A 13,179-nucleotide genomic window follows, 5' to 3' on the forward strand; every position below is an offset into this window, starting at 1 on the left:
CATCCTTTCAATAAAAGACACGCGCCCGTATAGGACGCGTGCTTAGTATTATGAATTAATCTCTTTCACCACAATCTCTTTCGCTTTCAATAGCTGTGGATCATCATTCTTCAACTTATCACGTAATTTCTTCATTAAGCCGACAGTTGTGTCGCCTGTGAGTATACCCGTTACTTCGACTTGCAAGTCTTTTTGCAAAGTTTTCACAGCTTCTGCCGTACTGGCGTCATACAATCCGTCCACTTCACCCGGATCGTAGCCGACAGCTTCCAACATCTCTTCTGCTGCTTCTACGCTAGGAGAAACGAGTCCTTCTTCCATTTCTTCTGATGCATCTAAAAATGGAAGAGACGCATATGAAGGATACGGTACAGAAACATCAGGCTCGATGCCTTTTTTGTGAATCCAGTTGCCGTCAGGAGTTAACCATTTCGCTGTCGTTAGCTTTAAATTCGAACCGTCCGGCAATTGAGTCGGAGATTGTACCGTTCCTTTACCGAACGTTTTAACACCGACTATCGGAATGCCAGCAGACTCTTTTAATGCACCTGCTAAAATCTCAGAAGCCGAAGCACTGCCATCATCTACAATTAACGCGACAGGAACTGTAACCTTTTGACCGTCAGATGCTGGATAGATTTCGGGAGACTTGCCTTTTTCCTCTGTCTGTAAAATCGTTTTCCCTTCTTCAAGGAACAGATTGGAAATATCGATGGCACCGGTTAAGATACCGCCTGGATTTTGACGCACATCGATCAAGACACCTTGCATCCCTTTGTCTGTCATTTCATTTAGCGCTTCCAATAATTCTTCATACGTATTTTCAGAGAAAGACGTAATATTAATATGGGCGACGTGATCATCTAGCATTTCCGCATATACAGTATGCAATGGAATGACGTCACGAACGATTTTTACGTCAAATGGATCTTGACGTTCCCCCCGTTTAATAGACAACGTAACCGTCGAGCCTTTTTCCCCACGAATCAACAGCACCGCTTCAGAAGAAGACATGCCTTGAATACTTTTGCCATCCACTGAAAGAATGGTGTCGTTCGGTAATAATCCTACTTTTTCTGCAGGCGAATTTTTAATAGGTGAAACGACACTAATATAGCCGTTAGACTCTTGAATCTCGGCACCGATCCCTTCAAAACTAGAAGAAATACTTTCATTCAGCTGTTCTGCTTCTTTGACATTTAAATAATCGGAATACGGGTCACCTAGTGCATCCACCATTCCATTGATCGCGCCGTCTAAGACGACTTGATCATCGACTTCATCAAAATACGTTTGTTTCAGTTGATCATATGCATCGAAAAGTTTTTGAAATTCTTTTCGTTCATTTCCCACTTGCTTAGGTTTGACAACTTCTACTACTTTTTCATCACCAACGGTCAGTGCGAAGAATGTAACGGCTGCTGTCGCCAGCACAAGGGCAAAAATAAGCATGATCAACGAAAACGGTTTGATGCGGATATAGCGAGACGTCGGTTTCTTTTCCGGCTCCAGCCCACCGTTTGACTCGTTTTCGTTCATCCTCTTCCCTACTTTCCACATTCCCATGAAAAGACCGCTACCAAGAGCGGTCCGGTCACAGGATCTTTTTCTATATTACTCAGCGATGGCTGCTTCTAGTGCGACTTCGATCATGTCATTGAATGTCAATTGACGCTCTTCAGGAGTAGTAATCTCACCTGTAAGAATGTGGTCACTTACTGTCAGGACAGCCAGTGCTTGGCGACCGTACTTCGCTGCTAGCGTATACAATGCCGCCGCTTCCATTTCAACAGCCAATACACCGTGGCGTGCCAGCTTTTCGTGCTGCCCGTCTTCGTTGTAGAAAAAATCTTCTGTGTAGATGTTCCCTACCTGCAAATTCAAGCCTTTTTCTTTCCCTGCATTATACGCTTTCATCAATAGATCAAAGTCCGCAATCGGTGCGAAACGAATCGGTCCGAACGTAACATCGTTTATAGATGAGTTCGTTGTTGCGCCTTGAGCCAAAATGACGTCACGTACTTTTACGTCTTTTTGGATAGCGCCGCAAGTTCCGACACGGATTAATTTCTGAACATCAAATTCCTGCATAAGTTCTGTCGTGTAAATCGAGATGGAAGGTACGCCCATACCCGTTCCTTGGACAGAAATGCGCTTTCCTTTGTATGTTCCGGTAAAACCGAACATGTTACGTACCGAATTGTATTGCACGACATCTTCTAAAAATGTCTCGGCGATGTACTTCGCGCGCAGTGGATCTCCCGGTAATAAAATCGTGTCGGCGATATCGCCCTTTTTCGCATCAATATGTATGCTCATTTGTTTGTCAGCCCCATTTCATGAATTTATTGTTATCATACAGTGAAAACTTATGAGATGCAATGAAGACCTCGGTAGTTACATGCTACATAGATCCACATAGATCGCATAGAGTTCATCAAAAGTAGTCGAACGCAAATCGTCATCTGCCTGATCTTCTATGTAGCGTGACAACGAATCGAAATCCTCCTCATCCTTTGGGAAACTGGCATCGCGAAACATCTTCTCAGCAAATAACGCCTTCACATCATCTCTACCACCACCGCGATACCGAAGCGCAAAATGATAAAAGGATCGATCCATCGCTGTCACCTTCCTTCACTCAAATAGTCCGGCATACTCACCGTATCCTTCTTTTTCCAGATCCGCCACCGGAATGAAACGCAGCGCTGCCGAATTAATGCAATAGCGCAATCCCCCTGTTTCTTGAGGGCCGTCTGGGAAGACATGTCCTAAATGCGAGTCAGCTGTCTTACTGCGGACTTCCGTACGGCGCATACCGAACTTCGTATCAAAATGCTCTGTCACTTCCTCAGACTCTACCGGTTTAGAAAAGCTTGGCCATCCACAACCTGCGTCAAACTTGTCATGCGAACTAAATAACGGCTTCCCGGAAACGATATCCACATACAAACCTTCTTCAAAATGTGCATCGAATTCGTTGCGGTATGGTGGTTCTGTTCCACTTTCCTGCGTCACATGATATTGCATCTCTGTTAAACGGTTCTTCAAATCTTCTTTCATGAGCGATTCCCCCAATGTTTTTCGATAAATCCTGCACGGCCCGATCCTACATGGTACCGATTATAATGCCCCGGATTTTTTTCGTAATACTGTTGGTGATAGTCTTCCGCTGCGTAAAACGGATGAGCGGGTAAAATATCCGTCGCAATCGGCGAAGAGAATTTTCCGCTTGCCTGTAATTCCTGCTTCGACTGCTCCGCTTCCTGTTGTTGTTCTTTAGAATGTGTATAGATCGCAGTTTTATAAGACTCTCCACGATCATGGAACTGTCCACCCGCATCTGTTGGGTCGATCACTTGCCAAAATACTGTTAATAATTCTTTATACGAAATTACTTCATCATCAAATTCAATGTTCACAGCTTCCCGATGTCCAGTCGCATTCGTGCACACTTCTTCGTATGTCGGATTGACTGTATGGCCACCGGTATAGCCACTCGTTACAGAACGGACACCCTCGTATTGATCGAACGGTTTCACCATACACCAGAAACAACCGCCCGCAAACGTTGCATTTTGTATCGCCATGTGTGTACCCTCCTCAGTTTTTCGGTATCAACACTTCCAATATAATCTCATCTTGCGCCAAATTCACTTCTTTTGCTTTCACCTGTACATCACCTGAGATCGGCAAATCCTGCAAATCAATGAAAATTTCCTCTTCTTTCGGACGGACGACCATCCACGAAGGCAGTTCCACTGAATTTTTCAGCAACTTCAACACAGTGGAAGGCGGAATATTCAATTGCCCTAATTCCATAGACGATTGTTTCAAGAGTAAGTTTCCGTCTTCTTGGACAATCGGATCGAAATGCATGGCGAGCGGCAATGTATAAGAGAACACCGTTAGCTCCGATGTTAATAACACATCGTCTCCCATAGAGAGTTCTACTGGTAATGCACCTTTCACTGCTTTTCGTATATACGTGTTTGCGATACCTTCAAAATTATTCTTCGTCGTATTGAGTACTAGCGTATAGCCTTCCTCTTGCGTTGCGGATGATTCAGGCAAAGGAGGGGAAGCGGTAGTTCCGCCGACCAATAAAATCAGCGCGACGAATGCAGCCGCCACTAACCCTGCTAAGCTAAAAAATGCTACTTTCCAACCATTCATGTTCCGGTTCACTCCACTTCCAGCGTAACGGCTGGACAACTTTTCATCTCTTCCACAAAACGATTTTCCATCTGATCATAGCCTTTACTGTTCGGATGGAAGAAGTCTGTGTGATACACGAGATTTTCATTCGAATGAAATAAATCTTCTACCGGCACAAAGCAAGCCGTGCCATCTCGTTGTGCGCGTTCTTCAATCGAGTGATTCCAGTCCTCTATAATCTGTTCGAACTCCTGTACTTCATCCGTCACGACAGAAAACGGATTATACAGTCCAGCTACAATAATCGGAGCGGTCGGATTATAGAGTCGTAGAATTTCAAACACTTCATCGATGCGCGTTTCAAATTTTCCTAGTTCCTTATAAAAATCTGATAGTTTCATTTTCATGAAATTCCCTTTTACTACTTTCATCAAATCATTGCCGCCGATTGTAAAGACGATATAATCAGCCTGTACAATCGCTTCTTGGACATTCGGATCTTCTAGTTGTTCTAACAATTGATCACTACGGCGCCCGCGTTTCGCTAAATTGACCGCTTCTACGTCCATGACGCCTTTCCATTGTTCCATATCTGTTGTCAAGCGTCCGAAATAACCGCCTTCTTTTCGTTCATCCCCGACACCCTGTGTCAACGAATCCCCTAAACCGAGTACATGTATACGCTGCGGAATAAAATTATCTGGAATCGAAAACGGTTCAAAGAGAACGGCTTCACGTTCTGCCAAAGTCATGGTCTTGTCTTTCTTCTGGCTAAATGGGGCTTGGCACCCTGACAGGAACAACGAGAAGACGAATAACCACAAGATCATTCTTCTCATCTGTCGATCTCCTTACTCTGTGTAATACATAAAACCGATTGCACCTTCACCCGTATGCGTACTGACGATAGGAGTCGTATACGAAAGCTTTACTGGAACCCCAAGTTCTTCAATTTTCTTCTTTAACGGTTCACCCATCGCGAGTCCATTGGCATGCGCAATTCCTACACTACGAATCACTTTCCCTGCTGTCTCTTTTTTAAACTCTTCCAGTAAATACGACACCACTTGCTTATGGCTACGCACTTTTGCGACAGGTGTATAAACCCCATCCTGTAACGTCGCGATTGGCTTAATATTCATCAATGAGCCGAACATTGCACGTCCTTTGCCGATACGACCGCCTTTTACTAAATTATCTAGCACGTCCACTACGACATATAAAGAGGAACGTTTGCGGACATTGTCTAGTTCCTTCACAATGTCCTGTACAGACTTGCCTTCTTCTGCTAGACGACAAGCCTCAAGCACTTGGAAAGTCAATGCATGTGAAATATACATCGAATCCACAACAGTTACATCCGCAGTAGAAGCTTGTGCTGCTGCTTCTGCCGATTTCACCGTTCCGCTCATTCCACCGGTCATATGAATTGACAGGATCGGGTTGCCGTCTTTGCCCAGCTCATCATAAAGCGCCTGGAATACACCGACTGCCGGTTGTGAACTTTTCGGCAAATCTTTTGATTCCCGCATGAGATCGATGAATTGTTCGGACGTAATATCGACTCCGTCCGTATAGGCGCGTCCGTCGATTTGTAGCGTCAACGGCACAACATGAATAGCATACTGTTCGATCAGTTCATCCGTTAGGGCCGCTGTCGAATCCGTGACAATGTGAATTTTCTTCATAGACTTACTCTCCTTCGCGCACTGCAAATTGCGATTTTTTGTGTAGTATTTGATATAGTAGAGACGAGGAGCTGGTATTTAATGAAAGATCCATTTGATTACAAAACCTTTTCGGAAGAACGATGGAACGCGATCACTCATGCGATTGGCTTCGTTCTAAGCATCCCTGCGCTCGTCTACCTCATTTTAGCTGGTGTCGAACGGGGATCCGCGCTGTACGTCGTCAGTTTCACGATTTTCGGTGCGTCCATGTTGTTGTTTCTCATGAGTACGCTACTACATAGTATGCCTGAGAAAGTGAAATCGTTTTTCTCGATTCTTGACCACTCCGCCATTTATGTACTCATTGCGGGAACGTATACACCGTTTTTACTCGTCACGATACAAGGCGCTCTTGGCTGGACGTTGTTTGGTATCGTCTGGGGCCTGACGTTGTTCGGGATTTTGTTTAAAGTGTTTTACATTCATCGCTTTGAAAAGTTGTCGCTCGCCCTCTATATCGTCATGGGCTGGCTGATCGTCTTTGCGATTAAGCCACTATATGAACAGCTACCTACAGCTGGTCTTTTGCTGCTGATCATCGGTGGGCTGTTTTATACGTTCGGTTCTGTATTTTACATGTGGCGGCGCGTGCCGTACAATCACGCGATCTGGCATTTATTCGTCATCGCCGGCAGCGCAGCCATGTATTTTAGCGTCCTTCTCTACGTGTGAAGGGCGTTATTTTTTTCTGTCCCATACTTGATACGTATACGCAGTCTGGTCTTGCGCATACTGCACATCGGACTCGCTCGTCAATTCCCAACCTTCACCATACTCCGGAAAGAACGTATCACCGGGATAATGCTTATCGATTACCGTAATATACAAGCGATCAGCTTCAGCAAGCGCCAACTTGAAAATTTCAGCGCCCCCGATCACCATCACTTCATCTGCATACTCTCTTGCTTGTTCAATTGCCGTATCCAAATCATGCACGACCGTAATTCCTTCCGCTTCATAATCAGGATTACGTGTAATAATAATATTCAACCGCCCCGGTAGCGGACGGCCGATCGATTCAAACGTTTTTCGCCCCATGACGACCGCCTTGCCCATCGTCTTCTTCTTGAAATACGCCAGTTCTTCCGGAATATGCCATGGCATTTCGTTATTGACGCCGATCACCCGGTCGAGGTCATGCGCTACTAGTAATGATATCAATTAAATTCCTCCTTACACTGCAATCGGTGCTTTGATCCCTGGATGCGGATCATAGCCTTCGATCGTCAAATCTTCCATTTCTATATCAAAAATAGATTGCTTGTCCGGATTAATGCGTAACGTAGGTAAATCACGCAGTTCACGCGACAATTGCTCTTTCACCTGATCCACATGATTCAAGTAAATATGTGCATCCCCTAGCGTATGGATAAACTCTCCTACTTCAAGTCCACATTCATGTGCAATCAAATGCGTCAGTAAGGCATACGACGGAATATTGAAGTTCACACCGAGGAATGAATCACCGCTACGCTGATAGAGCTGACAAGACAGCTTGCCGTTCGCTACATACAACTGGAACATCGCGTGACATGGCGGCAACGCGGCTTTACTCCCTTTCGCACCTGCATTCACGACATCTTCAGGATTCCATGCATTGACAATAATTCGGCGGGAGTCCGGATTGTTTTTAATCATCTCAATCGCGTCTTGCAGCTGATCGATTTCATTGCCTTCTGAATCCGTCCAGTGACGCCACTGTTTGCCGTAGACATTCCCGAGATCGCCATACTTCTGCGCAAAGGCATCATCCGCTAGCACACGTTCACAAAACGCATTTAATTCCGCTTGATAGACCGTGTTGAATGTCTCATCCACTAGGCAACGATTCCCGAAGTCCGTCATATCTGGACCCGTATATTCGTCTGACTCCACCCAGCGCTTAAATGCCCACTCATCCCAAATATGGTTATTATGTTGAAGCAAATAACGAATATTCGTATCACCTTTGATAAACCATAATAACTCACTCGCGATTAAGCGGAACGGTGTACGTTTCGTCGTAAACAACGGAAACCCCTTAGCTAAATCAAAGCGCATTTGATAGCCGAATACACTAATCGTACCCGTCCCTGTTCGATCTTCTTTCTTCACACCCTCATCTAGAATATGTTGCAAAAAATCTAGATAGGTCTGTTCTAATTCATTTTGCATTATACTTACCTCCAACGTAGTTCACTTCATACAGTATAGCTGAAAAATCCACAGTATCGCTAGGAAATCACACTACCATTTTGCCTGCAAATAAATTTTTTCTGGATAGCCGCTCCAAATATAAAAAGCGGATTCCGATACATAACCTTTACTTTGTAACACCGCTAGCATATTTTCTTTCATTCCGTCTTGTTCAGCAATTTCCGAAACAATTTCCACTGTTTGCTGATGTAAATGTCCTATAGCTGGCGCCACGGTCTTCACTTTTTCTACATAGCGTTCAAAAGGGAGTTTTCCATTTGAATCTTCCATCATGCTCCACTCAGTTAACTTCTTTGTCGTTGTCATAATCTCAGAGAAGATATTCGCATTGATGACTCGCATCCACGCATCAGTTATGTCATAACACGTATGCTTTCCGTCCACTACTTCAGACACATATTGAAAAAACCGCTGCATCAAATAAGCATTTTCCCGAACGTCTACAGGAATAAGCGTACCCAACACTGCCAATGCACCCGCGCGTAAGAAAGCATCACTGACCGTATAATTCCCTTTCCCTTTAACCGCCGCATGACAAGCGCTTAAGATAACAATCGGCGGAACACGTAATTCGTCAGTAGGCAACCACACACGACCTCCGACAGATAACCCCGCTACACCTTCGTCATTATATGTACCATGTGCAGATATCACCAACATATCGATATCGCTACGACTATTAATGAATGCTTCTAGATCTTTTACAGATTCCGCCACTTCATAAAAAATTGAAATCATTTTATTATCCCTATGATGCTCTCTAACGTATGACCAGGCCACATCGGATATTGCCCTAATTTTTTCAGTCTCCGCAAGACACTCGATCACCAGGACTTTAAAACCTTTGCCTCGACCGATATAATGTTCGTCACGTTGCGGCAATCCATATTGGAATGCAAACGTCAGTGGAGTTAACGGACGATACGTAATCGGAATCATATTGCATAACGGATCTGTATAGCCCGGGAGAATTGCTAAACCTACGGGGAAGTCTGTAAAAGCAACGAGCTTGGATGAAGCACGAATAAATTCACCCAAATCTACTAATTCAAAACATGCGGCGAGTTCTTTTCCAAACTTCTTCTGCATTCGGTTGATATACCGACTATTTGGTTTCTTTACATAGATATGTTGTTGCAATTCAGCGAGCGCGTGGAATACTTCCGGAGAAAGCACCTCACCTTCTAACCAAACACCACCAAGGGAAATCGCACGTTGGATCCCAAGAAACTCGATCAAGCCTTTTTCTTCCTGACGAATCTCGGGCTCGGCATACTTCGTTTGGTAGCTTTGTCTGAACTTCGGACCACCAGGAAGTGTCACAACGAGAGCAGAAGGCATGACTTGATAGTTGTTGCGAATCAATTCCTGTGCTTGTTTAGCATCAACCTTATTCAGTTGATCACCTACTTGATGATACATATCAGCAACCATCAATGCCTCTTTTTGCATCAACGCTCTGACTCTTGGAGAATAGTCATGTGCTTGTAAAGTAGTCAGTAAAGCGTCAATATCACCGTACTGGGTACCTAAAAAGATATTCGGCAAGGCTGAACGAGCTTTGTCTTTATGGAGTACAGGGTGGGTTTTCAGAAACTCCCTATCCACTCCATACGTTTTTAACAGTTGCTTTGTTGCTTCCTGAATAGCTTGCCAATGAGTGGCGAGGGATTCTGACGATAACTCATCCATAGTAATCACACCTAGCATAGAAGGCAACATCGCATGCAGATCAAGCACTTTCTTATAGCAAGAGCTTTCCGTTATGTATAACGTAGGTGGATACTGTTCAATAAGTGTTATATTTTCACCATTCATTTTATCAGAAATTAAAAATATATTATGTTGCTGAATACCATCACCTATCGAAAACAACCCATCAGGTGCCTGTACGAAGTCAAACGCATGTCTAGGTAAGTGCAAACCATACCAAAATGCCTCAGCTACATCTTCTACGATTGGACTGCACAGATGAAAACTCGGTCGATCTTCTCTCGTACGTTCACTATCATAGACAATAAAATAATTATGCAAAAACTTCTCTCGAAACACTTCAGCATTCAACACCTGTACACGTCCACAACATTTTTTAAATTTCTTACCACTCCCACAAGGGCAAGGGTCGTTTCTTTTGGGGATCATGGTTTCTCTCCTTTCTGAAATGGATTGTATAGAGAGTATACCAAATACGTTTGATAGTTTTGGATAACGACTCCTATTGTGTGTCTCAGTTTAATTATTTGGCATAAAGAAAAGAGCAACCGATTGGATGCTCTTACATACTTGACTGTGAATATTTCTATAATTTACTAACCAATATATTTACAAAAAACGTGAAATTGTTTAATTAAATATAACTTGGTTAGTAGGAAGACTCTCTACTACGTTTACTACTCGTGTAAAGCACCAGATTGAACCATGAACAAAAGCAATATTCGTCATACTATTAACTCCATCGCTCACCGGTTGCTCATACTACTATACATCGATCCTAGCACCCCCTACACCCATTTCCTAAACGAAACTTCCACTACAAATTCCTCGCCAGCAACTTCAGCCATCACATGTCCGCCTTGCATTTCGACAAGTTGCTGAACAATATGTAAACCTAATCCAACCCGTTCATTTGTGCGACTAGAGTCCATCCGAAACGTCCGATCAAAAATCCGTTGAATCTTAGCCATGTCAAACGCTTCCACGTCATTGGCAACCCGTAATCGAATCGTTTTATCATCCTCTATCAGATCTAACCTTACATAACTTTTACTATAAGTTAGCGCATTTTGAATAATATTGGCTACAATCCGATCGGTCGCTTTCTTATCTGCAAGAATAGGTGAAACTTCACGCTCGCTTATTTGCACCTGTAATTGCTTCTTCTCAAACGCATCATAGAATGTCAGCATCGTTTCTACGACTACTTCATTCAGAAAATGCTTCTCCATCACCAATTGTTTATCCAATGAATCCAATTGCGAAAGTTCATAAAACGAATCCACGACATTGGTCAGATGATCTATTTTCTTTTGCACAACCGCTAGATACTCGTCCTTTTCTTCTACAGTTAATGTAGGATTCGATAATAATTCTGAAAATCCTTTGATCGACGTTAAAGGCGTTCGTAAATCATGTGAGATATTAGTAATTTCTCGCTTCAGATTCATTTCTCTCTTATGCATCTGTTGCTGATCCTGCTTAAATAAAAGAATGAGCTCGTTAATTTTCGCAGCAAATCGAGCCAAGTTCTTATTCTGGCTATGGGTACGAACGACTTCATTGGTACCGAAGTTCTCAATGATTCCCTCTAACTGCCTCGTCATCTTTTTAATATCCCAATGAAGCACTAGCATTAGACAAACTAGAACAACTAGCAGTGAAACCACTAGCACCACAATCAGTAACCAGCTGCTCACATGCATTCACCCTTCCTCACTCAATCGTTTGTTTCGCAAACTTCGTCACACCAAGTAGCAAAGCTAGCACCGACAGCAACGCCCCGACAATCCAGAATTGGTAACCAAAGATTACTGTGTGATTCATGAAGTCTAGTAAGTTTTCATGTAATAACACATCGGGTGCGTACGCATAGACCTCCTGTACAGTAGGAAATGGCCGTAAAACAATTCGCAGTAAGTCCCCTAAAAGCACAAAAACAACTAGCATAACAATTAAAATATACATTTCGCTGACTTTTACCATTTTCATCGAATGCATAGTAAAAAATGCACTCAGTATAATCGGCAACATGTTAACGAGTGCTGTCAAAAAATCGTCAACCGACTGACCATCACTCGTTAGCAACGTCTCGCCCAAGGCAATCATTAGACCTATTCCAATCACACTCACTACTAAGAAATAACCTAAAGTCAAAATCAGCTTGGACCAGAAAATTGTCGCCCTCGATACCCCAAAAGAAACTGCATTTTTCAGCAAGGCTGTATCTTTGCCAGTAAGACTGAAATTAAAGAGAAAGCTTACAATGATGATAAACCCACTGCCCCCAATAATATTCGAATAGAAGAACCGAGTCGTCGCATAAGGAAAATTCGGATCCGCTTGTTTGGAAGAATACAGCACAGCGGCTACTGCTACAATTAACAATAAACAAACGGCACTCGTAATATGCAAAGATTTTTTACGCATCAAGCGGTATTGCTCGCTTTTTAAATAATTAATCATGATCATTCCCCCCAACCAATTCCAAAAAATACTCCTCTAAATTTCGGGATTCGATTCGGAACTCACTGACGGATACGCCGTGATCTAGTAATAGCCGATTAATCTCTCCGCTGCTCTCGACGTGATTATCAATAATGATTACTTGATGAGGAAGCACGGTAAATTGAATGTCAGCATATGCCTGTTCCAATAAAGCTGCAGTTTTGGCTGTATCATCGACCGTCAGCCGAAGTTGTTTTCGGCTTTTCTGTTGTAGGGAATCTTTACTGACATCCTCGACAATGACACCGTTTTTAATAAAAACAAAACGTGTCGCCAGCAATTGTAACTCGGTTAAAATATGACTGGATATGAAGATCGTGATCTGTTTTTCTTGATTCAATTGGACCAATAAATTACGCATCTCTCGAATTCCTTCCGCATCCAACCCATTGATCGGCTCATCTAGCACTAAACAATCTGGACTGCTCAGCAGACAAAGAGCGATACCTAATCGCTGTTTCATACCCATTGAATAGTTTTTAAAGCGTTTCCTCTTTTCATTTGCGAGACCGACAATGTCCAATACTTCATCTACACGTTGCTTCTCTACAATACCGCGCTGAATTTGGTAATACGTTAGATTTTGCGTGGCGGTAAAGTCTGAGAAGAAAGCGGGCGTTTCTACTAAAAAGCCCATCCTTCGCCTGGCATGAACTACGTCACTGCCCGTGGTTCCGAACAACTGGATGTCTCCTGACGTTGGGCGCATTTGTCCAGCTAGCATTTTAAAAAGCGTCGATTTTCCAGATCCATTCGGTCCAATCAATGCACAGATTTCTCCTTTTTGTATCGAGAAATCAAGTGGCTGGATAACAGTCACTCCTTTAAACGCTTTCGTTAGTTGATACGTTTGAATAATCGTCTCCATAATAGT

Annotated in this window: 15 protein-coding genes and 1 pseudogene; 1 reads left to right on the plus strand and 15 read right to left on the minus strand. The window is 43.3% G+C overall.

What is annotated here, in order from left to right:
- Positions 1–48 precede the first annotated feature (48 nt).
- From DV702_RS05285 to DV702_RS05320, 8 genes are all read right to left on the minus strand, one after another.
- On the minus strand, positions 49–1,539 hold the full coding sequence (locus DV702_RS05285; RefSeq protein ID WP_114923816.1) for a lmo1851 family serine protease: 1,491 nt from the start codon (positions 1,537–1,539) through the stop codon (positions 49–51).
- Positions 1,540–1,614: 75 nt separating this feature from the next.
- On the minus strand, positions 1,615–2,319 hold the full coding sequence (gene deoD / locus DV702_RS05290; RefSeq protein ID WP_114923817.1) for a purine-nucleoside phosphorylase: 705 nt from the start codon (positions 2,317–2,319) through the stop codon (positions 1,615–1,617).
- Between the two features lie 78 nt (positions 2,320–2,397).
- Complete coding sequence (locus DV702_RS05295; protein ID WP_114923818.1) at positions 2,398–2,622, minus strand: YozE family protein; 225 nt, start codon at positions 2,620–2,622, stop codon at positions 2,398–2,400.
- Positions 2,623–2,637: 15 nt separating this feature from the next.
- Positions 2,638–3,063, minus strand: coding sequence for a peptide-methionine (R)-S-oxide reductase MsrB (gene msrB, locus DV702_RS05300; RefSeq protein WP_114923819.1), 426 nt, complete (start codon positions 3,061–3,063; stop codon positions 2,638–2,640).
- Entirely contained in the window at positions 3,060–3,590 is a 531-nt protein-coding gene (gene msrA, locus DV702_RS05305; protein WP_114923820.1) for a peptide-methionine (S)-S-oxide reductase MsrA, read from the minus strand. Before msrA ends, msrB begins: the two co-directional genes overlap by 4 nt.
- A gap of 13 nt (positions 3,591–3,603) precedes the next feature.
- The gene (locus DV702_RS05310) at positions 3,604–4,176 is read right to left on the minus strand and encodes a YpmS family protein (RefSeq protein WP_114923821.1); all 573 of its coding nucleotides are present in this window, start codon (positions 4,174–4,176) and stop codon (positions 3,604–3,606) included.
- An 8-nt stretch (positions 4,177–4,184) separates the two neighbouring features.
- Positions 4,185–4,997 (minus strand): SGNH/GDSL hydrolase family protein, encoded by an 813-nt coding sequence (locus DV702_RS05315; RefSeq protein WP_114923822.1) that lies wholly within the window; start codon positions 4,995–4,997, stop codon positions 4,185–4,187.
- A 12-nt stretch (positions 4,998–5,009) separates the two neighbouring features.
- Complete coding sequence (locus DV702_RS05320) at positions 5,010–5,846, minus strand: DegV family protein (protein WP_114923823.1); 837 nt, start codon at positions 5,844–5,846, stop codon at positions 5,010–5,012.
- 81 nt (positions 5,847–5,927) lie between these two features.
- Between DV702_RS05320 and DV702_RS05325 the strand changes: the two genes are divergently transcribed.
- Complete coding sequence (locus DV702_RS05325; RefSeq protein WP_114923824.1) at positions 5,928–6,560, plus strand: PAQR family membrane homeostasis protein TrhA; 633 nt, start codon at positions 5,928–5,930, stop codon at positions 6,558–6,560.
- Between the two features lie 6 nt (positions 6,561–6,566).
- Here the strand turns inward: DV702_RS05325 and DV702_RS05330 are convergent, their stop codons facing one another.
- The 7 genes and pseudogenes from DV702_RS05330 to DV702_RS05355 form a co-directional block, all read right to left on the minus strand.
- Positions 6,567–7,049 carry a dihydrofolate reductase gene (locus tag DV702_RS05330; protein ID WP_114923825.1) on the minus strand — a complete coding sequence of 161 codons (483 nt, stop codon included), beginning with the start codon at positions 7,047–7,049 and terminating at the stop codon, positions 6,567–6,569.
- Positions 7,050–7,061: 12 nt separating this feature from the next.
- The gene (locus DV702_RS05335; RefSeq protein WP_114923826.1) at positions 7,062–8,042 is read right to left on the minus strand and encodes a thymidylate synthase; all 981 of its coding nucleotides are present in this window, start codon (positions 8,040–8,042) and stop codon (positions 7,062–7,064) included.
- Positions 8,043–8,114: 72 nt separating this feature from the next.
- Positions 8,115–10,151, minus strand: a complete 2,037-nt coding sequence (locus tag DV702_RS16790; RefSeq protein WP_162805670.1) for a CHAT domain-containing protein — start codon at positions 10,149–10,151, stop codon at positions 8,115–8,117.
- Positions 10,152–10,181: 30 nt separating this feature from the next.
- Positions 10,182–10,226 (minus strand): annotated as a pseudogene (locus tag DV702_RS17320) (SEC-C metal-binding domain-containing protein); the annotation flags it as partial.
- A gap of 359 nt (positions 10,227–10,585) precedes the next feature.
- Positions 10,586–11,503, minus strand: coding sequence for a sensor histidine kinase (locus DV702_RS05345; protein WP_240315685.1), 918 nt, complete (start codon positions 11,501–11,503; stop codon positions 10,586–10,588).
- 10 nt (positions 11,504–11,513) lie between these two features.
- Entirely contained in the window at positions 11,514–12,263 is a 750-nt protein-coding gene (locus DV702_RS05350; protein ID WP_114923827.1) for an ABC transporter permease, read from the minus strand.
- Positions 12,256–13,173 (minus strand): ATP-binding cassette domain-containing protein, encoded by a 918-nt coding sequence (locus DV702_RS05355; RefSeq protein ID WP_114923828.1) that lies wholly within the window; start codon positions 13,171–13,173, stop codon positions 12,256–12,258. Before DV702_RS05355 ends, DV702_RS05350 begins: the two co-directional genes overlap by 8 nt.
- Between the last annotated feature and the right edge of the window lie 6 nt (positions 13,174–13,179).

The sequence above is a fragment of the Sporosarcina sp. PTS2304 genome (genome assembly GCF_003351785.1).
Taxonomy (GTDB): domain Bacteria; phylum Bacillota; class Bacilli; order Bacillales_A; family Planococcaceae; genus Sporosarcina.

Excerpts from the sequence above, each read along its gene's own strand:
- DV702_RS05295 (WP_114923818.1), bottom strand. The coding sequence starts at position 2,622 with ATGGATCGATCCTTTTATCATTTTGCGCTTCGGTATCGCGGTGGTGGT.
- deoD (WP_114923817.1), bottom strand. The coding sequence starts at position 2,319 with ATGAGCATACATATTGATGCGAAAAAGGGCGATATCGCCGACACGATT.
- DV702_RS05355 (WP_114923828.1), bottom strand. The coding sequence starts at position 13,173 with ATGGAGACGATTATTCAAACGTATCAACTAACGAAAGCGTTTAAAGGA.
- DV702_RS05315 (WP_114923822.1), bottom strand. The coding sequence starts at position 4,997 with ATGAGAAGAATGATCTTGTGGTTATTCGTCTTCTCGTTGTTCCTGTCA.
- msrB (WP_114923819.1), bottom strand. The coding sequence starts at position 3,063 with ATGAAAGAAGATTTGAAGAACCGTTTAACAGAGATGCAATATCATGTG.
- msrA (WP_114923820.1), bottom strand. The coding sequence starts at position 3,590 with ATGGCGATACAAAATGCAACGTTTGCGGGCGGTTGTTTCTGGTGTATG.
- DV702_RS05335 (WP_114923826.1), bottom strand. The coding sequence starts at position 8,042 with ATGCAAAATGAATTAGAACAGACCTATCTAGATTTTTTGCAACATATT.
- DV702_RS05320 (WP_114923823.1), bottom strand. The coding sequence starts at position 5,846 with ATGAAGAAAATTCACATTGTCACGGATTCGACAGCGGCCCTAACGGAT.
- DV702_RS05310 (WP_114923821.1), bottom strand. The coding sequence starts at position 4,176 with ATGAATGGTTGGAAAGTAGCATTTTTTAGCTTAGCAGGGTTAGTGGCG.
- DV702_RS05350 (WP_114923827.1), bottom strand. The coding sequence starts at position 12,263 with ATGATTAATTATTTAAAAAGCGAGCAATACCGCTTGATGCGTAAAAAA.
- DV702_RS05325 (WP_114923824.1), top strand. The coding sequence starts at position 5,928 with ATGAAAGATCCATTTGATTACAAAACCTTTTCGGAAGAACGATGGAAC.
- DV702_RS05285 (WP_114923816.1), bottom strand. The coding sequence starts at position 1,539 with ATGAACGAAAACGAGTCAAACGGTGGGCTGGAGCCGGAAAAGAAACCG.
- DV702_RS05345 (WP_240315685.1), bottom strand. The coding sequence starts at position 11,503 with ATGCATGTGAGCAGCTGGTTACTGATTGTGGTGCTAGTGGTTTCACTG.